General features: G+C 30.5%; 24 protein-coding genes and 2 tRNA genes. 21 read left to right on the forward strand and 5 right to left on the reverse strand.

Translation table 11 applies throughout. The features are described from left to right. The first annotated feature begins 240 nt into the window (after positions 1–240). The 15 genes from ACZ49Z_RS18340 (at position 241) to ACZ49Z_RS18410 (ending at position 11,489) form a co-directional block, all read left to right on the forward strand. Entirely contained in the window at positions 241–486 is a 246-nt protein-coding gene (locus ACZ49Z_RS18340) for a type II toxin-antitoxin system ParD family antitoxin (protein WP_464305749.1), read from the forward strand. Next, entirely contained in the window at positions 486–779 is a 294-nt protein-coding gene (locus ACZ49Z_RS18345) for a type II toxin-antitoxin system RelE/ParE family toxin (RefSeq protein ID WP_464305750.1), read from the forward strand. Before ACZ49Z_RS18340 ends, ACZ49Z_RS18345 begins: the two co-directional genes overlap by 1 nt. A 139-nt stretch (positions 780–918) precedes the next feature. Continuing rightward, on the forward strand, positions 919–2,202 hold the full coding sequence (locus tag ACZ49Z_RS18350) for a methyltransferase domain-containing protein (protein ID WP_464305751.1): 1,284 nt from the start codon (positions 919–921) through the stop codon (positions 2,200–2,202). 24 nt (positions 2,203–2,226) lie between these two features. Then, on the forward strand, positions 2,227–3,411 hold the full coding sequence (locus ACZ49Z_RS18355) for a hypothetical protein (RefSeq protein WP_464305752.1): 1,185 nt from the start codon (positions 2,227–2,229) through the stop codon (positions 3,409–3,411). A gap of 716 nt (positions 3,412–4,127) precedes the next feature. Then, on the forward strand, positions 4,128–5,066 hold the full coding sequence (locus tag ACZ49Z_RS18360) for a phosphatase domain-containing protein (protein ID WP_464305753.1): 939 nt from the start codon (positions 4,128–4,130) through the stop codon (positions 5,064–5,066). A gap of 157 nt (positions 5,067–5,223) precedes the next feature. Further along, entirely contained in the window at positions 5,224–5,559 is a 336-nt protein-coding gene (locus ACZ49Z_RS18365; protein WP_464305754.1) for a hypothetical protein, read from the forward strand. Between the two features lie 93 nt (positions 5,560–5,652). Next, complete coding sequence (locus ACZ49Z_RS18370) at positions 5,653–5,943, forward strand: hypothetical protein (protein WP_464305755.1); 291 nt, start codon at positions 5,653–5,655, stop codon at positions 5,941–5,943. A 161-nt stretch (positions 5,944–6,104) separates the two neighbouring features. Beyond that, positions 6,105–7,124, forward strand: a complete 1,020-nt coding sequence (locus ACZ49Z_RS18375; protein ID WP_464305756.1) for an RNA ligase — start codon at positions 6,105–6,107, stop codon at positions 7,122–7,124. Between the two features lie 127 nt (positions 7,125–7,251). Next, the gene (locus ACZ49Z_RS18380; RefSeq protein ID WP_464305757.1) at positions 7,252–7,959 is read left to right on the forward strand and encodes a DUF434 domain-containing protein; all 708 of its coding nucleotides are present in this window, start codon (positions 7,252–7,254) and stop codon (positions 7,957–7,959) included. A 7-nt stretch (positions 7,960–7,966) separates the two neighbouring features. Next, a complete protein-coding gene (locus ACZ49Z_RS18385) occupies positions 7,967–8,644 on the forward strand; it encodes a hypothetical protein (protein ID WP_464305758.1) in 678 nt (225 codons plus the stop codon). A gap of 9 nt (positions 8,645–8,653) precedes the next feature. After that, complete coding sequence (locus tag ACZ49Z_RS18390) at positions 8,654–10,027, forward strand: SDR family oxidoreductase (RefSeq protein WP_464305759.1); 1,374 nt, start codon at positions 8,654–8,656, stop codon at positions 10,025–10,027. A gap of 80 nt (positions 10,028–10,107) precedes the next feature. After that, positions 10,108–10,177: transfer RNA gene (locus ACZ49Z_RS18395), tRNA-Trp, on the forward strand. 13 nt (positions 10,178–10,190) lie between these two features. Further along, positions 10,191–10,261 (forward strand) — tRNA-Ser (locus ACZ49Z_RS18400). A gap of 74 nt (positions 10,262–10,335) precedes the next feature. Beyond that, positions 10,336–10,557, forward strand: coding sequence for a hypothetical protein (locus ACZ49Z_RS18405; RefSeq protein WP_464305760.1), 222 nt, complete (start codon positions 10,336–10,338; stop codon positions 10,555–10,557). Positions 10,558–10,688: 131 nt separating this feature from the next. Next, positions 10,689–11,489 (forward strand): TatD family hydrolase, encoded by an 801-nt coding sequence (locus ACZ49Z_RS18410; protein WP_464305761.1) that lies wholly within the window; start codon positions 10,689–10,691, stop codon positions 11,487–11,489. Here ACZ49Z_RS18410 and ACZ49Z_RS18415 read toward each other — a convergent pair. Genes ACZ49Z_RS18415 through ACZ49Z_RS18430 form a run of 4 tightly spaced genes read right to left on the reverse strand, consistent with a single transcriptional unit; the run spans position 11,486 to position 14,279 of the window. After that, a complete protein-coding gene (locus ACZ49Z_RS18415) occupies positions 11,486–12,280 on the reverse strand; it encodes a sensor histidine kinase (RefSeq protein WP_464305762.1) in 795 nt (264 codons plus the stop codon). The two genes, ACZ49Z_RS18410 and ACZ49Z_RS18415, sit on opposite strands and share 4 nt — an antisense overlap. Before the next feature lie 3 nt (positions 12,281–12,283). Beyond that, entirely contained in the window at positions 12,284–12,874 is a 591-nt protein-coding gene (locus ACZ49Z_RS18420; RefSeq protein WP_464305763.1) for a hypothetical protein, read from the reverse strand. Between the two features lie 2 nt (positions 12,875–12,876). Next, positions 12,877–13,644: a hypothetical protein gene (locus ACZ49Z_RS18425; RefSeq protein WP_464305764.1), complete on the reverse strand. Its 768-nt coding sequence runs from the start codon at positions 13,642–13,644 to the stop codon at positions 12,877–12,879. 5 nt (positions 13,645–13,649) lie between these two features. Further along, positions 13,650–14,279 (reverse strand): response regulator transcription factor, encoded by a 630-nt coding sequence (locus tag ACZ49Z_RS18430; protein WP_464305765.1) that lies wholly within the window; start codon positions 14,277–14,279, stop codon positions 13,650–13,652. A gap of 253 nt (positions 14,280–14,532) precedes the next feature. On the opposite strand from ACZ49Z_RS18430, the gene ACZ49Z_RS18435 reads away from it, so the two are divergent. From ACZ49Z_RS18435 to ACZ49Z_RS18455, 5 genes are all read left to right on the forward strand, one after another. After that, complete coding sequence (locus ACZ49Z_RS18435; protein WP_464305766.1) at positions 14,533–15,495, forward strand: hypothetical protein; 963 nt, start codon at positions 14,533–14,535, stop codon at positions 15,493–15,495. A 94-nt stretch (positions 15,496–15,589) separates the two neighbouring features. Continuing rightward, entirely contained in the window at positions 15,590–15,763 is a 174-nt protein-coding gene (locus tag ACZ49Z_RS18440) for a hypothetical protein (protein WP_464305767.1), read from the forward strand. A 57-nt stretch (positions 15,764–15,820) separates the two neighbouring features. Beyond that, positions 15,821–16,579, forward strand: a complete 759-nt coding sequence (locus ACZ49Z_RS18445) for a hypothetical protein (protein WP_464305768.1) — start codon at positions 15,821–15,823, stop codon at positions 16,577–16,579. Positions 16,580–16,585: 6 nt separating this feature from the next. After that, a complete protein-coding gene (locus ACZ49Z_RS18450) occupies positions 16,586–17,890 on the forward strand; it encodes a hypothetical protein (RefSeq protein ID WP_464305769.1) in 1,305 nt (434 codons plus the stop codon). A gap of 151 nt (positions 17,891–18,041) precedes the next feature. Further along, the gene (locus tag ACZ49Z_RS18455) at positions 18,042–18,335 is read left to right on the forward strand and encodes a hypothetical protein (RefSeq protein WP_464305770.1); all 294 of its coding nucleotides are present in this window, start codon (positions 18,042–18,044) and stop codon (positions 18,333–18,335) included. A gap of 192 nt (positions 18,336–18,527) precedes the next feature. Here ACZ49Z_RS18455 and ACZ49Z_RS18460 read toward each other — a convergent pair whose 3' ends face one another. Next, positions 18,528–19,016, reverse strand: a complete 489-nt coding sequence (locus ACZ49Z_RS18460) for a P-loop nucleotide/nucleoside kinase family protein (protein WP_464305771.1) — start codon at positions 19,014–19,016, stop codon at positions 18,528–18,530. Between the two features lie 249 nt (positions 19,017–19,265). On the opposite strand from ACZ49Z_RS18460, the gene ACZ49Z_RS18465 reads away from it, so the two are divergent. Then, positions 19,266–23,390 carry a collagenase gene (locus tag ACZ49Z_RS18465; RefSeq protein WP_464305772.1) on the forward strand — a complete coding sequence of 1,375 codons (4,125 nt, stop codon included), beginning with the start codon at positions 19,266–19,268 and terminating at the stop codon, positions 23,388–23,390. Positions 23,391–23,426 lie beyond the last annotated feature (36 nt).

Raw genomic sequence — 23,426 nt, forward strand, 5'->3', positions numbered from 1 at the left:
TGAATTTGAAAGTGGTTATTGTTATTTTGCTGAATTATGGAAAATGGATGATGGAGAAAAACTGATTCTTTTGTATTATCGACATTAAGAAAATCTAAATACTACAATTGAAAACAGTAGCACACTATTACTGTCTCTATTTTTAATAACAAAGTTTTATTTCGCTCAAATCTAATTCAAAAAAATAAAAAATAAATTGTTCACAATACCATAAATTGGTATTTTTACGTAAAAAAGAATATGGCACGAAATACATCAATATTGTTAGGTGATTATTTTGAAAAATTCATAAACGAACAAATTGCTTCTGGAAAATACAATTCAGTGAGTGAAGTGGTGAGAACAGCTTTACGTCTTTTTGAAGAAGAAGAAAACAAAACAAAATCACTCATAAACGAACTTGAAATTGGGGAAAAAAGCGACAAAATAAAAAACTTTGACCGTAATAAAAACCTAGAAAAACTTAAAGCTAACTTTAAGAAATAATGTCAAACTATATCATTAGTGCAAAAGCACTTGAAGACATTAATAGTATTTGGATATACACAGCAGAAAATTGGTCTATAGAACAAGCTGATCGCTATTACAATTTAATTATTGACGAAATAGAATATATTGCGCAACATTTTGAAATGGCACGAGATTTTGGAAGCATTAGAAAGGCTTATCGATTTTCTAAAGTGAAATCGCATATAATTTTTTTTAAGAAAAACAAGAATAATGTAATTGAAGTCATTAGAGTGTTACACGAAAAAATGAATATTGAAAATAGATTGTAAGGGTAGTGAATTGCTGTTCAAAGCTAAAATTTCATGAATACTACCTAATTTGAGTTTAATTATTACAACAAAAACAACCTACGCAAAATAATTACGCACCACTACTCCACCTTTGTATCAGAAATTAAAAACAAAGGTTATGCAAATTATAATACAATCTAAAAACAATCATTTACTAGACATACTCTACAAAAATCCTGCAACCGATTTAGGTTTATATTGTAAAGAATTGCGTAATGGTGTCTTAATTGGAAATGCAGTGAGTGCAAACGAATACCACTGTTTGTTCCAAGATACTAAAAACAGCTATTTACCAGACGAAGACAATCCAATCGATTTTCAAAGCTATTGCAGTCCGTTATTGGCATTGAACATGGCAACGGAATTTTTCAATCATTTGTTCAAAAGCAACGAAACATTAAAAAACACAACTTTGTCTTGGTTAGGAAAAACCTATGCTGAAATTGATACTTTACCAGCAAATATAGTAGTGCCAACATTTTATATCGATTCGGGTTGGTATAAAAATGGAACTTTCTTGTTGTCAAAGTACATTGACGGGATTACGGTTACACCAAAAATAGGAAACAATTATAGTTTAAAAGTAGAAGGGAAAACCATTAGAGAAACCTTGCATAAGTTTTCGGTTGTCGCATTGTTTTGTCATTTTACCAATAAACATTCTGAGTACATGTACATTGATGATTATTTCATTCAAAAGCACATTACAATATTGGCTAATTTACCAAATGTTCCTTATTTTGTGTATTATTTGTTCATCAAACGATTAATGCGTTCACCAGAACAGTTTAGAACCTTCAAACCGCAATTAGAAGCTTATTTTAACAACACAATTCAGTTTGTTTTTACCGATACGCATCAATCTCGTAAAGAATTTATTTGCAATAGAATTGAGAATAACGAAGCTGTTTTAGATTTTGGATGTGGAAACTTACAATATTTCAAGAAATTACGTAAAAGTGGTTTCACAGCAGAATATTTGGCACACGATGAAGAGGATTTTGAAGACACCGTAGATAAAATAATTGGCTATGAAAATGTAGAGAACTTGCATTGGATAGCCAATAAAGAAGACTTAATTGGTTTTGAAGGACAAGTAATCTTGAGTGAAGTTATCGAACACAATACATTAGAAGAAGCTACGGAATTGTTGTATTGGATAAAAGAGAACATTCATTTTACAACCTTGTTTATCACGACTCCTAATAGCGAATTCAACGTAAACTATGAAATGACAGAAGAATTTCGTCATGACGACCACGATTTCGAATTAACGAAACAAGAATTCATCAACTTAATCGCTTCGATATTTCCAAATAAAACGGAATATCATGGCATTGGAGATTGCGTTAACGGAGTTTATCCAACAAGCGCTATGATTGTTTACAACGCTAATCACTAATTACTCATCACTAATCACTAAAAAATGATCGACATAAAAATAAAAAAAAGAATAGAATGGTTCAGTAACAATCAAATAAACGATTTTGCACCAACCATTTCACCAGCTCCGAAATATATGGAAAGTAACGAAATAGAAAGCATCCGTCAAGCTGTAAAATACTTCTTACGCAAAAACCAAAATGAAATTGTAATACAAAAGAAGTACATGGGTTCCTATTGTAGTATTTATTTAAAACGAAATTTAGCAGACACCTATTTTATTTCTAGAAACGGACATAAAATAGAACATATCGATTTGGAAATAGCTAAAAATAGTTTGAAAGAGCTACACCAAAAAATGCTAATTCAATATCCTGATTTTGATACGCTAATTATCGCTTCAGAATTATTGCCATGGAGCATTTTAGGAGGTGGATTAATCGAAAGAGAATACAATGCCTATCATGACGCTTTGGAAACACATACCAATTATTTAGAAAATAGTAATTTGTATCGTAAAATTAATACAGTTAAAGCTTCAGAAAGCTATATTAAGTATCTTGAAGACAAGAAAGTATTGAAAAATAAAGAGTTAAAAGAAAAATATCCAAGTCACGTTATAAGACAATACGATGCTATTGCTAATTTGAAAGTAGTCGATATTCCAAAACAAAAGGAATCATTAGCCATTTTTAAAAAACAAATTGATACGTTTGGTAAAGAAGATAGTTTACATTTTAAACCCTTCAATATTTTAAAAGTAGTACATAATGACGGTAAAGAAACGCTTCCGAATAGTAATTTAACCTATACATTAGTAAATGACGATGTCTTTTTACATTTGAATTTTACACCCGAAAATGAAGCCGATAATTCAGCTAAAATATATGATTTTTTTAATACGTTAACTACTGAAAATGAGGAAGGTATTATGATAAAACCAGCGAAAAGTTATGTAAAAGGATTGCCACCTTGCTTTAAAGTAAGAAACAACAATTATCTCACGATGATTTACGGAATCAATTTTAATGCTAATTTTGACTATTATTTAGAACGCAGGAACATCAAAAGAAAGTTAGAACAATCAATTAACGGTTGGGAAATTAACCAACAAATGCTGGAAATTCCATACAAAGCTTTAAATGCAGAGAATTATTTGATGAAACTCTTGCTTTTAAAACGAATCAATAACGAGGAAATAGAAAAGACCTTAGATCCAAGGTTATAAGTCTTTTTACCGTCAGTTCGAGTGTTTTTGTGGAGTGTAACGGAATAAAAATGTATTGAGAACTTGTGTACTGAATACAAAAGCTTCTCGATACGCTTCGCACTCGAAGAGACGTTGATGGTGTAAAGAAAGAAAATTAAATCATAACCGTCAGTTCGAGTGTTTTTGTGGAGTGTAACGGAATAAAAATGTATTGAGAACTTGTGTACTGAATACAAAAGCTTCTCGATACGCTTCGCACTCGAAGAGACGTTGATGGTGTAAAGAAAGAAAATTAAATCATAACCGTCAGTTCGAGTATTTTTGTGGAGTGTAACGGAATAAAAATGTATCGAGAACTCGTGTACTGAATACAAAAACTTCTCGATACGCTTCGCACTCGAAGAGACGTTGATGGTGTAAAGAAACAAAATTAAATCATAACCGTCAGTTCGAGTATTTTTGTGGAGAGAAGCGGAACAAAAAATGTATTTAGAACTCGTGTACTGAATACAAAAACTTCTCGATACGCTTCGCACTCGAAGTGACGTTGATGGTGTAAAGAAAAAAAATTAAATCATAACCGTCAGTTCGAGTGTTTTTTATGGAATGCGAACAGCGATTTCATAAAAAATATATCGAGAACTCGTGTACTGAAAACAAGAATTTTTAGATATGTCCCGATGTTAATCGGGATGACGAAAATCGAAAAAATTAGAAATAAAACAATAACATGAATGAGTAGTACAATTCGTGTTCAAAAAAAATATAAAATGAAAAAAACACCAAAACTAACACTACTAATAGGTTGTCCAGCATCTGGAAAAAGTACGTTTGCCGAATGGCTTGTAAAATCAGAGCCAAAAACATTTCGAGTAAGTCGTGATGAAATCCGATTTTCACAATTCCAGGAAAAAACAGATGATACTGTAGAGAAAATGATTACTAAAATGGTTCATGAGCAAGTGAAAACGCTATTATCTAACGGCTGGAATGTAGTTTTGGATAATTGTCATACCAAAAAAGACTATATCAAGACAGCCATTAAAGAATATAGTGATTTAGCCAACATTGAATTCAAATTGTTTGACGTTCCTTTAGACGAACTGTTAGATCGTAACGCAAAACGTACTCGAGTAGTACCAAAACCAGTTATTGAAAACATGTTCAAACAATTGGAAAACCTGAAAACGAATTTCGATTTCGAACCAATAAAAAAAATTAGACGAAAAGATTTAGAATACGGAGCGCAAGATACTTCATTACCAAAAGCTATAATTTGTGATTTAGATGGAACATTAGCCTTAATGAACGGAAGAAACCCTTTTGATGCTAGTAAATGTGATGAAGATTTGTTGAATGAACCCGTTGCGAATATCTTAAAAAATTATAAAAACATAGGACATACAATTATTTTACTTTCAGGAAGAGAAGATAAATACAAAGAACCTACGTTACGATTTTTGGAAAAATACAACATTGAATACGATCATTTATTCATGCGAAAAAGTAAAGACAGCCGAAAAGATAGCGTAATTAAAACGGAATTATTCGATACCGAAATTCGTAACAAATATTTCATCGAATTTGTATTAGACGATAGAAACCAAGTAGTTGATATGTGGAGAAATGATTTAAAACTACCTTGTTTCCAAGTATATTACGGGAATTTTTAAAAACTTTACACCTGTCAGGTTTCAAAACCCTAACAGGTATTATGACACAATCTTGTCACCCTGTAAGGGTCTCATTAGTAATTCCGCAAACAAATATGTGAGCAACTAATGAGATGCTTCCAGCATGACAAGTTTGAGTGTGAAAATTAAGCATCTCATGAAAAATACTAACATTCCTTATCACTTCTTCGGTTCTGTCGATTCATTGGATTATGATGTGGTTTTCTTCATTGAGAAAATGCCAGAAACCATTGCTGATAAATTAGCTTTAAGTAAAAAATTAAGCGCTCAATTAGTTGAAAAATATCCAACCAAAACAATCAATGCCAATCTTGCGGTTTGTGAAAACGGTCAAATTATTCAGGTTTACAAAGGAACAGCGGACGAATTGAATAATGCTATTCTAAGAACCTATCATTTGCATCAACAAGATTTTGATAATCAAATTACTTACGTTGTAAAAAGAGATGTTCACTTAAAAATGATTCGTTGATTGCGAATGTTGTTATCTTTTGTATCTAAAACACAGTATAGAACAATCGTAAAAAAGGCTTTAAAACAAAATATTCATACTAAAATAGAAACTTTGAAGGCAATTGATTTTAATACAGTTGAAGATTTTGGTAAAGGAAGTAATGCTTTAGATTTGAAGAAATCAATGGCTTTTCAATTGGGGCAAACACTTGCTTTATATGAAGATGTAGAATTGTATAGTAAGCAAGAGATTGTTACCTATTTTCCAGAATTAGAACCCTATTTAATCCGCTTTCCAAATACAGAAATGGAAACGATTCAACAGTTTGTTACTCAATTTATTGCTGTTCTTGAATTAGAAGTGACAAAAATGAAAGTTACAGAAGAGTTATTAAATAAATAACCACAATCTTTGTCGCCTTATAAAGGTCTCATTAGTAATTCCGCAAACAAATATGTGAGCAACTAATGAGATGCTTCCAGCATGACAAGTTTATGGATGATTTTATTGCGCAAAATAATTACGCACATCGTTTTCATCTTTGTACCGTAAAATAATAAGAAATGAATACTACGTTACTAAACCAAATGATTTTGGAAGGTTATATCAAGAGCAACAAACATCCTGAGCAGGATTTGTACATTTATAACTATACTCAAACAACACAGTTTGAAAGACTTTGGAACGAAGTAACCTTAGCCTGTCGTGGCATTATTATGGATGGTAATCAAAATATTGTTGCGAGACCTTTTCCTAAGTTTTTCAATTTAGGCGAACAAGAAGGTGTTGAAATTCCAAAGACCTCTTTTGAAGTGTATGACAAAATGGATGGTTCACTAGGTATTTTATATTGGATTGAAAAAATACCATATATAGCAAGTAGAGGTTCTTTTACTAGCGAGCAAGCCATTAAAGCAACGGAAATGTTACATTCGACTTATAAAAAAATTTGGTCACGTTTAGATACATCCAAAACCTACCTTTTTGAAATTATTTATCCAGAAAATAGAATTGTTTTAGATTATGGTGCTACAGAAGCTTTGGTTTTATTAGGTATCATTGATACGCAAACAGGTGTAGAATTATCTTTAGAAGACATTGGTTTCCCAATCGTTGAAAAATATGATGGTATTAACGACATTGAAACTTTAAAAAGTTTACAAAATGATAACAAAGAAGGTTTTGTAATCAAGTTTGAAAATGGTTTCCGATTGAAAGTGAAATTTGATGAATACGTTCGTTTGCATCGTATCATTACCCAATTATCTAGTATTGATATTTGGCAACATTTAAAAGAGAAACAACCTTTAGATGCTATGCTAGAGCACGTTCCAGACGAGTTTTATAACTGGGTAAAAAATGTAATTAAAACTTTAAATAAAGAATTTCAACTAATTGAAAAACAATGCAAAAAAGATTTTAAAATATTAGAAACACGTAAAGAAACAGCAGCTTATTTTTATACTTGTCAATTTCCAGCAGTTTTGTTTTTAATGCTAGATAACAAAAGTTACGATCATGAAATTTGGAAAAGAATTCGTCCTACTTTTGAAAAACCATTTATGAATAGCGAAGAAGAATAAACAATGTTTTTGAATTATGTTAGTATCTAAGCCCAAATGTTGTTTTCACGTCACTTCGAGTTTTTCAAAATTTCTAATTTTGAAAAGTATCGAGAAGCCATTTTAAATGAATTTTAATTTTTAAAAGATGTCAAAACAAAGCAATAGAGGAAAAGAAGCCAAAGACGATTTCTTTTTTGGTACACCCAAATTCAAAGAAAGCCTAAAAGAAGCCCTGATTGATATGAATTATCTATTAACCAGAGGTTATTCTGAGAAAAATGCCTTGTTTACTGTAGGAACACGCTATAAATTAGCCAGTCGCCAACAAAAAGCAGTACAAGGCATGAGTGCTTCCAATGAACAATTAAGGATTCGTAAAGTAAAAGAAGTAGTATTTGGGGCCTTGGAAAACAAAACAGTAGTAATTGATGGATTCAATATTCTAATTTTATTAGAAAGTACGTTGTCTAATGCCTATATTTTCAAAGGACAAGACCATTGTTATCGCGATTTATCGAGTGTTCATGGGAATTATAAGACGGTCAGTCAAACAGAAAAGGCTATTGATTTAGTAGTCGATTTTTACAATGAAAGTAAATTACAGCAACTAGTTTGGATTTTTGATAAACAAGTTTCAAACAGTGGTAGGATAAAAGCTAAAATAGAAGCCAAAGCAATAGAACAGCAAGTAAATTGGCAAGTAATCTTAGAAGATAATGCAGATCAAGCCCTTGTAAACTCCAATCAAATAGTAGCCTCTTCTGACGGAATTGTATTGGATAAAGCGATTAATTGGTTTAATTTGGCAACCTATTTAATTGAAACAAAAATAGACAGTAAAACGATTTTTTAACCAGATAATGATCACCCAAGAAAACCTACATAAAACACTAGTAGCAGCAAAAGCCTTTCTTTCAGAAGATTGGAAAAGTAAATATTATGCTTTTTTACAAGATGAGATGATGTCTTTTTTTGCCAAACAATTGTTTATTCAATTAAACTCGACATCAAGCGAAACCAGATTGCCCTATTTTGAAGAAGAAATACAACAAGATTTTGCAAAAGCTTTGAACCAATTTAAAATGGTGTTTGCTAATGACAATGAGTTTGTTGAACCAAAAATTGTTAGTCAACTACTTGAAAAAACTCCTTTTAAAGAGCTATTATTACTCATGGGACAACGCATCACTTCAGCTAGCGTACAAGATGAAAAGGCTATTCCTCCTTTGCGAAATATACTATTAGAGAGTTGCTTTCTGCCTTTAAACAAAGAAACAACAGTAGTAGTAAAAGCTTGGGAAAAGCATGTAGGTCGTTATCCAGAAAGCATTTTTGAAACGGTAAAAGGCAATCAGAAAGAAAAAGAAATCACGATAAGTAAACAAATCGATTATATCATAGAAAATCAAACCTGGTGGAATGTTTTTTTTCATTATAAACATGGTTTAGTATATGAAATTAGAATTGCAAACGGACAAGGCATGCGATGGAGTAGCGATGGAAAACAATTTATAGGTTTTTTGGAACAATTTTTATAAGTTTAAGCAATGAATAAAGAAAATATAAACTATCAATTTACGCAAGAAGAATGGGACAATTGTCTCAAAGTATTGACGATTTTAAAAGATAATCCTTTCGAAAACCCAGATAATATTCGTTTTGCTAGTTTGATTACCAAAATACATAAAAACGCAAAGAAAAGTCAGCGTACAGTTAATTATAGCTCTAAAAAAGCAACTGATTTAGAAACCATTTTACAAACCACTTTGTCTCAAAAAGCAGTAGCAGGTAAAACATTATATACAGATAAACAAAAGGAAGCGCAACTTGTTTTTACTCCTTTACAATTAGCTAAAAATTGTTATTGTTGTAATACGACTTATAAAATGGCTCACGAATTTTATAATCGTTTGTGTCCTAATTGTGCTCAAGAAAATTATGAAAAACGGTTTCAAAATACCAATCTCGAAAACCGTAACATAATACTAACTGGTGGTCGTGTAAAAGTAGGATTTGCAACAGCCTTACGATTATTGCGAAACAAAGCTAATGTAGTAGTCACAACTCGTTTTCCAGCCTTAGCATTAGAACAGTTTCAAGCAGAAAAAGATTATGACACTTGGAAAGACAATTTGACCCTTTACGGCTTAGATTTAAGGAATTTACAAGCCATAAGCGATTTTGTTGCCTTTTATAAATCAAACTATGATTCTTTAGATATACTAATTAACAATGCAGCACAAACCATTAAATATACAGATGAGTATTATTTGCCTTTATTAAAAAAAGAAGAAAAGTTATTAATTGATTATAAAAATAACAAACAATTGATTGCCAATGCAACACCCATTTCAAAAGAAATAAAAGCCTTAGAATACAATCCTTCAGAAAGTACAGCAATACAATTATCAAGATTTGGGCAACCAGTAGATACTAGAGAAAAAACAAGTTGGAACTCAACCTTAGAAGAAGTATCCCTGCATGAATTAGTCGAAGTCAATTTAATCAATCAAATGGCTCCTTATTATTTGATAAAAGAATTAAAACCTTTATTTTTAGCCTCTAATTTTAAGGAAAAGTTTATTATTAATGTTACTTCTTCTGAAGGGATTTTTAGTTATACCAATAAAACGATATTTCATCCACATACTAATATGACTAAAGCAGCTTTAAATATGTTAACCTTAACATCTGGAAAAGAATTTGCAAAGGAAAATATTTATATGAGTTGTGTTGATGTAGGCTGGATTTCAACAGGAGCAAGAGAAGAGTTACGAAAAAAGCAATTTGAACAAGGGTACATTCCACCATTAGATTCCGTTGATGGAGCTAGTAGAATAATGGATCCAATAAGTCAAGGTATAGCTGGTAATTATTTATTTGGTGTCTTACTTAAAAATTATAAAGTGTCACCTTGGTAAAAATAAAACACTGTAGTTTAAGTGGAAAAACGACTGGTCTGCAACCTTTAGTTTCAGGTTCGAGCCCTGATAGTGTTATGAAGGTGTTAGTTTAATTGGAAAAATGTCCATACCAAATGGGATATGCAAGTTCGAGTCTTGTACACCTTCCAAAAAATAAATGGGAATAATAGTTCAATTGGAAAACGTCAGATTGCTAATCTGAAGATGTGAGTTCGAATCTTACTTATTCTCATTTTTATAAAAAATACATCTAGCGTAAAATAATTGAGCACTTCATTTTGAACATTTGTTGAAAATAAAAACAAATGAAAAACCTCTATAACAAAGGACCTTATCGTGGTTATGAATATGCTAAACATTTGAGACCTTTTAGTAAGAAATTAGGGAATAGAAAATGGCGCGTTAAGGTTGACGCTGTTGTACAAGAAGCACTTGCTTTGGAGCAAAACAATACAAATGCAATTAGAAATCCTGCAATCAAAAAGAAACCTAAGAAAAATATTAAAGTTAAAATAAAAGGGGTATAATGACATAATCTTTTCTGTTTATACAAGCTATAGTTCTTACAAACAATTAGAAGATGCTATAAAAAGAAATAATGTTATTGCAGTCCTATTTAAAACAAACAAGAAAACTCCATCAGGGAGATATTACCAATATGAAAAATTACATAGACATCGGAATCAACCTAACGAATAGGCAATTCCAGAATGATACAGACACTATCATTCAAAATGCTTTAGACAATGACGTATCGCAAATGATACTGACAGGAACAAGTGTACAGGGTAGTAAAACCGCAGCTACAATAGCAAAAGAATACCCTTCTACCCTATTTTCAACCGCAGGCATTCATCCGCATGATGCTAAAAGTTTTAATAACCAAAGTATTTCAGAACTTCGAAAATTAGTACAATTACCACACGTAGTTGCTGTTGGAGAATGCGGACTCGATTTTGACCGGGATTTTTCACCACGAGACCGACAAGAAAAGTGTTATCGAACGCAATTAGCATTAGCAGTCGAAGTACAAAAACCACTTTTTTTACATGAAAGAGCATCTTTTACTCGTTTTATGGCTGTCACCAAAGATTTTTTACCCCAATTACCTAAAGCAGTTGTACATTGTTTTACTGGTACATTGGCTGAAGCCAAAACCTATCTCGATCATGGTTTTTATATTGGTTTTACAGGAGGCATTAGTGATTCCAAACGCTTTGCTCATTTAGAAGAAGTAGTGCGTTATGTTCCTTTAGACAAAATACTGATAGAAACGGATGCGCCTTTTATGTTGCCTAAAAATGTACCCAAAACAAGTCTTACCAAGTATCACGAACGTAGAAATGAACCTGCTTTTCTACCTTATGTTGCACAAACTGTTGCTAGTTTTAAAGGAATTTCTTTGGAAGAAGTAGCTTTGGTAACTACAAAAAATGCAAAAGAATTCTTTAGGATTTAAGTTGTAAAGGTATATTGAAATAACAAACGAGTTCCTTTTGTTGTTTTAATAATTTCAAATTTACCATCAATTTTTTCCATTCTTAATTCCATATTGATTAAGCCATTTCCTTTTTTAATTGCCTCAGACAAGCCAATGCCATCATCAATTACCTCAATCTTAAAATCAACTGATGTTTGTTTAAATTGAATGTTTATGTTTTTTGATTGACTGTGTTTATAAACATTATGAACCGCCTCTTTAACTACTAAGAAAAGATTTCTTCTAGCTTTTACAGGCAAATTGGTTTCGCTCTCTATTATATTGGAATCCAATTGTAATGTTATTCCTGTTTTATCTAAAAAACGCTCAACATACAAACTAGTATAGTCTATAAAGTTACCAATAGTATCATGCTGAGAATTTAAACTCCAAAGAATTTCTCGCATAGCCAAATTCATATCTTCCGAAGTAGTAATAATGACTTCTAAATCTTCAATATAACTTTCCTCTTTAATTTTATATTTTAAGAATTCAGCTTGTAACTTTATAGCCGAAATTCCAGCACCTAAATCATCATGCATATCTTGTGAGATACGCTCTCTTTCCACTTGTATCGCTTTTTGACGCTCTAATTCCTTTTGTAATAATTGATTTTGGAACTCACTCTCCTTAATTTTATTTTCCTGCTGCTGAATCAGTTGCTTTTTATTATAAGCAAAAACAACCATAATGATAAACCCAACAAAAAGAAGCATTACAATGATAGCAATGATGTAAGTAAGTTTAATATCTTGTGGAAGTTCGTTCATACTTTAAATTTTACAGAAAAGACCTTTCAAAAATAAGCAATAAGATAGAATAGTAGTTATTTGGTAACCTAAATTAATCTGTCTTAAAAAATTATTATCATTGATATCTAACCAATACATAGGAATTAATCTAAAAAGAAAAATAACAGACCAAATTAACAAAGAAGTACTGAACCAAAAGGCTTGTTTTTTTAAAAGTGAGTTTTCGTCAACATGTTTTAGTTGGTTAAATAACCATTGTAATGCAAAAACTATATAAATAAGATTCATAACTGTACCAGCTTGCGTTGAATATTCTTCAAGACCTTCTAATCTATAAAAGTAAAGACAACAAATAAATGCAATACCACCAAGAGTATACATTATTTTATTATTCCCATTTTTTTGATTTCCAAAATAAAAGGTGAAAAAGAGAGTATAGAATAATGGAGAACTATTGTAAATCTCTCTAGATACTATTTCAACAAAAAAACCAATTTCAATGATAACAACTGATAAAAAATAAATATATAACAAATTTTGCCTTGAAACTTTATTAAAAAATGAAGTTCCAAGACAAGATAATAGGAGTATAAAATAAATAGTAAGTAACATATTTAACAAGTCCCTCCAGGTGGATTAGTTGGTGGACATAATTGAAAGGTATCGAAATATTTAACAATAGAACTATTAGGATCAATTTTACTGTAATAGTTTGATCCCTTGTTTCCAAAACACATAATGAAGGAAAATTTATTATGTAATGTTTCGTATTCAGGGCTATTAATTATAGAAGGAATAAAGTAGATGTATTCCTCATCAGTTGGTGTAAAATTATCAAAGTTTTTTGCATATGGAATGGTAATTTTACGAGTGTTATTTTTTTGCAGATTATTAGAAAGTATTTCTAAATTAGCATCTAAATCTTTCCCACAATGCAATTTAAATTGATTGGAAAAATCAATTAATTCACTTTCTGTTATAGACTTTAATTTTTGATTTACACAATCAATTAGATAAATTTTATTATTGACCAAATAGGCTATTTCAAAATTACCATTATATTCAACAAGTTTAATTACCGTATCTATTTTTTGATTAATAGATTCTTTCAATAAAGTGGATTTGACCTCAAAAATTTTATTTAATTTGGAATGACCTGAAAAGTACCTATTAAATATCTTTCTATAATTGGAAGCAACAAAAGGAGGAATTTCATTTTTTTCACCCGAATCATAATAATGAGGAAAGAAACTCTTCTTATTGCCTGAAATTAGAAGTGTAAATTTTTGAATTGTTTCTAAATCTAATTTAGTAATAGCTTTATTAACATACCCTTTTTCAATTAGATATAAAATCTCATTTAAGTATTGGTTGTGTTCCATAATTTCTAGTTTTTTTGGTTTAGTTTATTTATTGCTTCAATTTTGTTGTTTACTTGTAGTTTTTTGTAAATGTTACCAATGTGTTTCTTAATAGTATCAATCGTAACACACTTTGTATCGGCTATTTCTTTGTATAATAAACCTTCTGCTAATAATTCTAAAACTTCTTTCTCAGTAGGGGTTAGTAAGGCTATACTTTGTATTTGAACTTTCGATTCTTGAAAATGGTGTAAAACACGCTTGGCAATACTAAAACTCATCGGTGCACCTCCTTTATGCGCTTCTTGTATGGCTTGTATAATTTTATCCATCGGTTCTCCTTTTACGAGATAACCACTAGCACCTGCACGCAAAGCTGAAAATATTTTCTCATCATTTTCAAAACTGGTACACATGATAAACTGTGTTTGAGGCATCGTTTCTGTCAATTGAAACACAATATCAATACCTGATAGATCTTGTAGTTGAATGTCCATTAAAACCACGTCTGGTTCTAAATCTTCTAATTCTTGCAAAGCCGTTTTACCATTATAAAATTGAGCTACACATTCCATATCTTTTTGAAAATCGATGATCTTCTTCAAAGCTTGGTTATAGTTTTTATCATCTTCTACTATGGCAATTCTAATTTTCATGTTGTTACATTTTCAGGACAAAGTTGAGCAATAAACAAATCATACACAATTACCCTTTTGGGTGATATTGAGGAAATTAGTACTAAATGTACAAATCTTAAAAGAAATAAACTATTTAAAAAAAGAATTGGAATGTAACCAATATCACCCGAAAGGGTAATTGATTGGTATAGTGTTGTGTAGATACCTTTGGAGCATAACTAAAACTTTAAAATCATAAAAAAAACAGTAATCAACTAAAAATTTATAAAATATGACATTAGAAGAACAAATCAAAAAATTAGTTGCCGAATTTGAGGCAAAAAGTAAAGAAGTTGCAAAGCAATTAAATACTTATACTGATGAAATTGAGAAAAAAGAAGAAGTACTACAAGATAATGGAACTTTATTCAGCATCAAAAATGATAAATATACTTATAATTTTGAATGGAAAGAAGTTTCTTTTCATGTGCCTGTACCAGAAATTGGAAAAAATCAACAACGTGTAGTTTTAAAACTTCCAGAAATCACAATGGAAAATCGAGAAATTATTTTTGATGTACCCACTACTCGTATGGTTAATAAAAAGATTGGTGAAAAACCAGAAATAACTTGTGGTTGGAAAATGACTAAACTTGGATTTGGAATGAAAACTAAAACTTGGCAATGCACAACAAAATGGACACCAATTATTACAGCAATTCCTGAAGTTGTAATGAAAGAACATAAAATAATTACTAAAATTCCAAGAATAGTTTTTAAAAATAAGGACCTTATTTATGATATGCCTAGCATAACAATTAGAATGAAATTAGTAAAATTTAATTGTTTAGTAATCACAAGTGTTAATTATGATGGAGAAGAGGAAGCTATAGAAACAACATCTAAAAAAATTGAGTCAAAACAAGCAGAATTAAATGCGCTATCATCTAGTTTCGAAAACCAACTAGAATCATTAACCATACAGATGATAAATGAAGAGTTCGATACAGCTGAATTAAAAGTTAGGGAACAATTTAAACCAATTTCTTCTGATTATGAAAGGTCTATTGAGGAATGTAAAAATACTATTCGAGATTTGAAAAATAATAATGCATTAGATGCATTAAAAGTAGAAGAAAATAAACTTAATGACTTGATTGCTAAATTAGAAAAAGCTATCGAACCGATGGAAAAGATTTTGTCGGACCTATTAAAAGACAGGCTTAATGCCATTAAAGAAGTTGAAAACAAATAAACAATTAGCTACCAATGCTATAAATTATTACTAGTTTGTAACCAATCTGAAAACCCAAGTAGTTTTCAGATTGATACCTACTTAATTAAGTTAAATGCAAAATTTTGCAAATACTTATGACAAATCTAATTTTCAAGATGTTTTATTCTTAGGAGAAAGCCAGATAATAAATAATCTTTCTTCAATAACTTTTCAATTAAAAAAAATAAATATCAAATCTTTTAAAAGAATGATTTTAACAGTTACAAAATATCACCCGAAAGGGTAATTGATTGGTATAGTGCTGTATAAACACCTTTGAAACATCAACAAATACAACAATATCATGATAACAACAGCAATTAAAGAAAAATGTCATTCATTGAAATTTAATGAAAAAGAACAAAAAGAGTTATTAATTAAAAATTCATATACATTGCGAAAATTAATAGGAGTATTAGGAATTTTATTGCCCGTTTTATTGCCATTACTTTTACTCTTTACAGATGGATTCACAGAAGTATTACCATCTATAAGTCATTATTATTATACAAAATCAGGTCCGTTGTTTATTGCAATAATGTCTTTATTAGCTATTTTTTTTATAATATATAAAGAAAAATGTACAGACTTTATTATTTCATCAATTACTGGTATGGCTGCATTAATTGTTGTTCTACTACCAACAGATAGTTTGTTACAAGGATGTTTAAATATTTCGGAAAATCATATAGTTACTATTTTAGAAAAAAATCCTACTAGAGAAACCTTTCATTATATAGCAGCAGCAATTTTCTTATTGTCCTTAGCCTATATGTCATTATTTCGCTTTACAAAAACTAGTGAAGGATATGAAAAAGCTGAAATGCAATTAAGATTTAGACATAAATTATACAGAACCCTTGGAGTGATAATGCTTCTATCTATAGTAATTATCTTTTTAGGAAGCGACTATTTTAATAAAATTGTTCCAAATTCATTTCATGATTTTCATAAAGAACACAATCTAACCTTTTGGTTTGAAACTGTTGCTGTGGAATGTTTTGGTATTGCTTGGTTAGTCAAAGGAGGAGAAAACAAGTTAAAAAATAACATAAAAAACTAGAACATTATGAAAACTACAACTAGCATCCTTTATTTTTTATTCTTTGGAATTATTGGCTACAGCCAAGTAAAAACCAAAATAATAACTGTTGATTTAAGTAAATTAAAAACTAATAGTGTAAGGGTTGATGAAAATGTTTTACAAGATATTTTCAAATCATCAAGTAATTGTAATTGCATTAAAAAAAATAAAAGTAATTGGCTTTCTGTTAAATCAAAAGAAATGATTTCAATACAATTAATTAATGGAAACCCTTTAAAATATGATTACAAAATTGACTCAAAAAATATTATTCTTCATAATAATGATGCAAATGAAATTGTTGAAATAAAGGAAAGTGTTTCTGATAATTTTTTAATAAATAATTATAAAGCAATTAAAACACCACCTTTACTACAAAATATTATTGATTCAAATTTAAAATTAATAACGTTAATTAACAGTCTAAATGTTAAAGTAGATGCTAAATATGAAATTCTAAAAAGGAAGAATTCTATTTTAAAGGATGATTTTGAAATGGATAGAAAAATCTATATAGAAGAAGCTAAAAATAACAGTACACTTATTTTTACATTACTACAAGATTTAGAACAATTAAAAAATGATACTAAATATTCTACTGTTAATAAAATGCTACTGGAAACAAAAATAAAAGCAGAAAAAAGTATTGATAATATTATTGATAAGTTTTACAATATCGATTTAGATATTTACACTTTACCAATTGATATTCAAGGTCAAAATATTGATGCCATAGAATTTAAATTGAAACGTTTTGACAAAGAAACAAAAGAAGAAGATGTCAATTTTGCATCTAAGCCCTATAATATTTGGATTAAAGGGGGTTTAAAAATTGATGTCAGTGCAGGGATATTTTTTAGTTCAGTTTATGATCGTGAATTTGACACAAAGGATGATTTGACAGTTCCAGGAAATAAAATTATTACTTTAAAAAATAGAGGTGACTATGATTTTGCTTTTGGTTCTACTGTAAATACTTATATAAGAATGAATTCTTGGATAGTCCCTTCAATCAATTTTGGAGCAGCTCTAACTGCCAATCAAAAGTTTCAATTTTTGTTAGGTGTTGGAGCTATATTAGGGAAACAAGAGCGTATTATTTTTACAACAGGTCTTGCTATGGGAAAAGTAGAAAGAATTGCAGATTCCTATAATATTGGTAATTCTTATAACCTTGGTGATTCAGGAACAATACCAACGCAAACTCAATTCAAATTTGGACACTTTTTTGGAATAACTTATAATTTATCGAAAGTTAAAAAAATAAGTTTAGAGAAAGGAATTGAATAAAATATAAGCACATTTTACAAAATACAAATTTCACTCCTACGTAAAATAATTACGCAGGAGTGTTTTTATTTTGTACCATAATCTAATAGGCAAAGTATTGCTTTGAAAATGAAGAACCATCTTTGTTTCCAAAACAATAAATAATTAAAAAATGAATATTAAAATTCAAAAACTATTAGCAGGAGAAACCATTGTTTCTCGAGAAGCGGGCAACAGCATGTTGCCTATTTTAAAGTCCAAGCAAGCTGTTCGATTAGCTCCCACAACTTGGGAAGCATGTAACGTTGGTGATATAGTGTATTGTAAAGTAAGAGGTAATGTTTTTACCCATTTGGTTAAAGGTAAAAACGAGAAACGCGGTTTACAAATTGGCAATAATCACGGACATATCAACGGTTGGACCAAGCAAGTATATGGAAAAGTAATTGAGATTCTCAAGGACTAGTCCCTATCTTTTTTTAAAATTTATACTCATGAAAAAAGTCACTTTAATAATAAAATGACTTTTAAAATACTTAAGTGTTATAGCAGTTATTTATTAACGATTTTTCTATTTTTTACAAATTTCCATTATAATTACTAGTAGATCGTTAACTTTTTTACCTAAATAATTATCCATTTTTCTCATATAATACTATCAAACTTTAATGTGTACACCATTTTGCATTTCTTCTTGAGTTGGGGTTTCAAACCATGTTTCCATAAAATCAAAATCTGCTCTACTAACATTAAATTCATATCCTATCCCCTTCTCTTCATTACGCTTTAAAATTCTTTCCCATCTCTTTTCTTTAGAAGTGTCTAAAAAATGCAAGGTAATTTTATACCCTCTACTATTTGCAAAATTTTTAAATTTTTCTCTATGTGATTTTTTAGCCAAACCCAGATCTAAAATTGCATCAATATCTGAAGCTTCCAACTGTTCAATCATGTCTAATATTATACTTTCTGATCGTTCAATACGTTCTAAAAACCATTCTAATCCATCTTGCTGTTTTTTATCTGGTAGAAATAATGTTTTATTCCATTTATCAATAGAAAAAATTACCCCTTTAGTTTTATTTTTTAAAGAATATGAGTAAGTAGTTTTTCCAGATCCTGTATTACCTAGTATTAAATGTATCATAAATAATGATTTTAATCAATTGTTATTTTTTTATTGCAAACTAATAAAAAGTGTATATTTTTTACACATTAAACAAAAATTACATTAAAAATATAAAAATTTAAGAAAAATTATTGTAAAAAAAAGAAAAGATGGTAAAATACTATCACATAATGCTAACATACTACAAGTCCACCTTTTAAAAACAATATAATTTTGTTTTTATAACCTTGACAAAGTTAAAAACATTAACAAACAACTATCACAAACATGAAAACTATTATTAAAAAAGGCTTATTATTCCTTTCTTTTGGAATATTAAGCGCTATGGGGTACTCTCAAAATGTACCACCTAAGGAAATCCCCATCTCAAAAGAACAACAACACACTTGCTCAAGAGGAGTACCACTTGTAACACACTTTTCAGCAAACAATAACAAAGCAGCCATGAATTGCCCTTCATCAATGGCAGCTTGGTCTGCTTATAGTGGTAATGCATTAGTACAACAATTAAAATCTGCAACAGACTACGACAGTTGTTTAAGGTCTTTATTTAGTTTTGATTCTTCCTCTGGTCCAACATTGTTCTCTAATTATAATGTTGATGCAGTAGCTAGAGCAATGTATGCTATTTCGATTTCGCATGATGGAACCTTAAATAGTGGAATGTTAGGGTTAACTACCTATTTACATGCTGCTACATATCATGATTTTTTTCAAACGTCTATAACTCTAGATGCTAATGCGAAAACACAATATGGCTATGCAGTAGAATCATTTGCTAATAATGCTCATTTATGGGATTTAACAAGTGATGCGTTAGCAATACTCGATGAATACATGATTTTATGCGATCTTGAAGGTGTTAGACACAAACCCTTTGCTATTAATGTAATGAAGACTGCTATACGTAAATTAACTATTGACGACAACTGGCTCTCCATCGCTAATGATAATCAGTTAATGCAAAAATATGTCACAGCATATAATCGAATGTTCTTCCTAATGTTTAGAGGTATTCAACCTATAGATGTTCCATTTGAAAGTGCTTTAAATAACGATACCGATTTTTTTAATTTACTTTCAAACTTAGCAAAAGACAGTCAAATAAGAAATAATAACACACTTGTACTACTAGCAGACAATGCCGTTGGTGAAATGGCTAGAATGATGACAAGTAATGTCTTAAAACCAAAAGTAGAACCAAAATTAGCTTCAATAGCTAGTGGTTTAACTCGATTAACACCAAATTGGTACCGAATTATAAAAGCTATAAATGAAGGTGGTAATTGCTCAACATACAATCTATGTGAAAATATGACTACTGTTCGTGCAGAAATAGATACCATGTTATTCCCAAATACTTTTACATTTGATGATGGTAAACTAACTGTAAGAACACCTTTAAGTTATGAAACTGTCTTGCCACTATATTATGCCTCTAAACAAGTACAAGCACAAGTATTCCGGTTTTTAGAGACAGATCAACCTGTTGCCAATGACCCTAATATCAACTTAAATATGGTTCTTTATGGCTCATTAGCAAACTACCAAGACTGGCAAACATTACTCAATGGTTTGGATTCTAATAATGGGGGAATGTATATTGAAAATGGTGCAACTTTCTACACCTATGAAAGAACTAAGGCAGAAAGTACCTTTACTTTAGAAGAATTGTTTAGACATGAATATGTGCATTATCTTCAGGGGCGTTATATGGTTAATGGCTCTTGGGGATCTTCTCCAATTTATGCCAACAACAGATTAGTATGGTTTGAAGAAGGAATGGCGGAACACTTTGCGGGTAGTACAGATTCTGATGGCGTTACAATTAGAGAAAGTCAAGGGAGTGCTATAAAAAATGAAGGAGCAAGCCAATATATGAGTGTTTCACAAATTTTGAGTGCAGATTATAATAATGGGTTTAAATTTTACCGTTATGGAAACATGCTTTGGTCATATTGGTTTAAAAATGATATGACAACAGCTAAAGAAATTGTAAATTTAGTTAGAGCCGATAATATTTCTGGATATGATGCTAAAATTAATCAATTAAAATCGAACAGTAATCTCCAAACCGCATATACCAATTATTTAAACAATGTTGTAATAAACCCTGCAAATTGGTGGTCTGTTAACACTCCATGGAGAGATGATAAACTTTTAACAGTGGGTACTCCTTCTGATATTCTAACTGAATTTACTACTTTAACAGGAAGAACCGGTACAGCTACTACTGATGCAACCAATTCTGTAAAACGTTTCAGTATAACTGGCACCTTAACAGGCGGCAGTTTTAATAGCAATTTAGATAATTTAATAAAACAGTTAAACACCAGTGCAACAATAAATAACTTTAAGTACTTAACCGCATATTACAAAAATGTATCTGGTAATAATGCTACCTATATCATCTCTGGTCCTTTGAGAAATGCAAGTATTCCAGATACTGCAACACCTCAATTCTCAACACTAACTACAGCAACCATTTCTGGAGGTACAGTAAAATTTAAAAACGAATCTACTGGGTACATAAAAGCATACAACTGGAGTTTTCCTGGAGGAACACCGAGCACTAGTACACTTGCCGAGCCAACTGTAGTATATAACACACCAGGCACATATAACGTTCAACTAACGGTTACAGGTAAAAACAACAGTACGAACAATGCAACAAAAAGTAACTACATCACAATTTATCAAAAACCAAATTTAAATTATTGTGCTGCTAATGTAAGTTATGATTATACAAATATTGCTAACGTGAACTTCGCAAATATTAATAACAATTCTACAGGATTTCCTTTAAATGGATATGCAGATTTTACAAATATTCTTGGCGAAACAACAATTGGACAAACTTATACTTTAAAAGTATCACCAGAACTAACATGGCCAGATAATAATGTTAACGTTTGGATAGACTGGAATCAAAATGGTGTATTTACAGATTCTGGAGAAAAAGTGCTTAGCCAAGCAGGAACTACTATAGCCGCTAATGTTACAGTACCTTCCAATGCTATTGCTGGTGTTACTAGAATGCGTGTGAGATATTCTTATGGAAAAACATCTGATCCATGTGGCACAGATAACTATATGGGAGAAGTTGAAGATTATTCAATACTTGTAAAATCTAACGGACAATCAACGACAATTGCAAAACCTACAAATTTAACGGCTATAGCAAACAACACTGCCCTTCAAGCTGTATTAACTTGGACAGACAATGCTAATAATGAAACCGGATATACTGTTGAAAGAGCTACAGGTTCTGGTACATATACAGTTATTGCTAATTTAGCAGCAAATACTAATTCATATACTAATACAGGGCTTACAATTGGCAACACCTATTCATACAGAGTGAGAGCAAATGCAAACAACCTCAACTCAGATTATTCAAATATTGCCAATGTAACACTCACAAGTAACACACCTGCTTATTGTACAGCATCTGGAAATAATCAATATGAATATATTAAGAATGTAACTTTAGGTAATTTCACAAACATTTCAGGAGCAGATGCAAATGGCTATGGTAATTATACAGGTCAAACTATTACTTTAACTCCTAATGCTCCAACAACAATTACACTAACACCTGGTTTTTCAAACTCAGCTTATACAGAATCATGGTCGGTTTGGATTGATTATAATAAGAATACTATTTTTGATGCTTCTGAATTAGTGGTTTCTAATCTTTCATCTAATGGGGTAGTTTCTAAATCTTTTACCATTCCGAGCACTGCTTCAGGAACAACAAGAATGAGAATAGCCATGAAATACAATTCAGTACCAACATCAGCATGTGGAAATATTGGGGATGGTGAAGTTGAAGATTATACCGTAAACTTTTCTGAACAACAAGCAAACACTTTAGCTACTCCAACAAATATTGGTACTGCTGGAATATATGGTACAGGATTTTACGCTTCTTGGACACAAGTAAATGCTGCTACAAATTATGAAGTACAATTATTTCAATCTAATACTTGGACAACAGTAGGAACTTCTAGTACCTATTACTTATGGATTCCTAAACAAGGAACAACAACTAGTTATAGATTTAGAGTGAGAGCAACAAATGCAACTGACGTAAGTGATTGGAGCAATTTTGTAGATGTCTCTTTAACAGGAACAGCAAAATTGTCTGAGGTAATTGAAACTACAACTATTACAATGTATCCAAATCCTGCTATAGACACCATTTATTTTACCACAAATTTAGAAGAAACTAAAAATCTAACTATCACTATTTATGACAGTTTTGGCAAATGGATTGACACTATCCAAAATCAGAATAGTTATTCTGTTCAAAAATTAGCGAAAGGACTTTATTTCGTAAAATTTACTACAGAAACATTCGAAGAGACAAAGAAACTGCTCATAGAATAAAAACACTTAACATTTAACAACAAAAAAGAGGCTGTC

This window comes from Flavobacterium sp. KY-23415 (assembly GCF_055384985.1).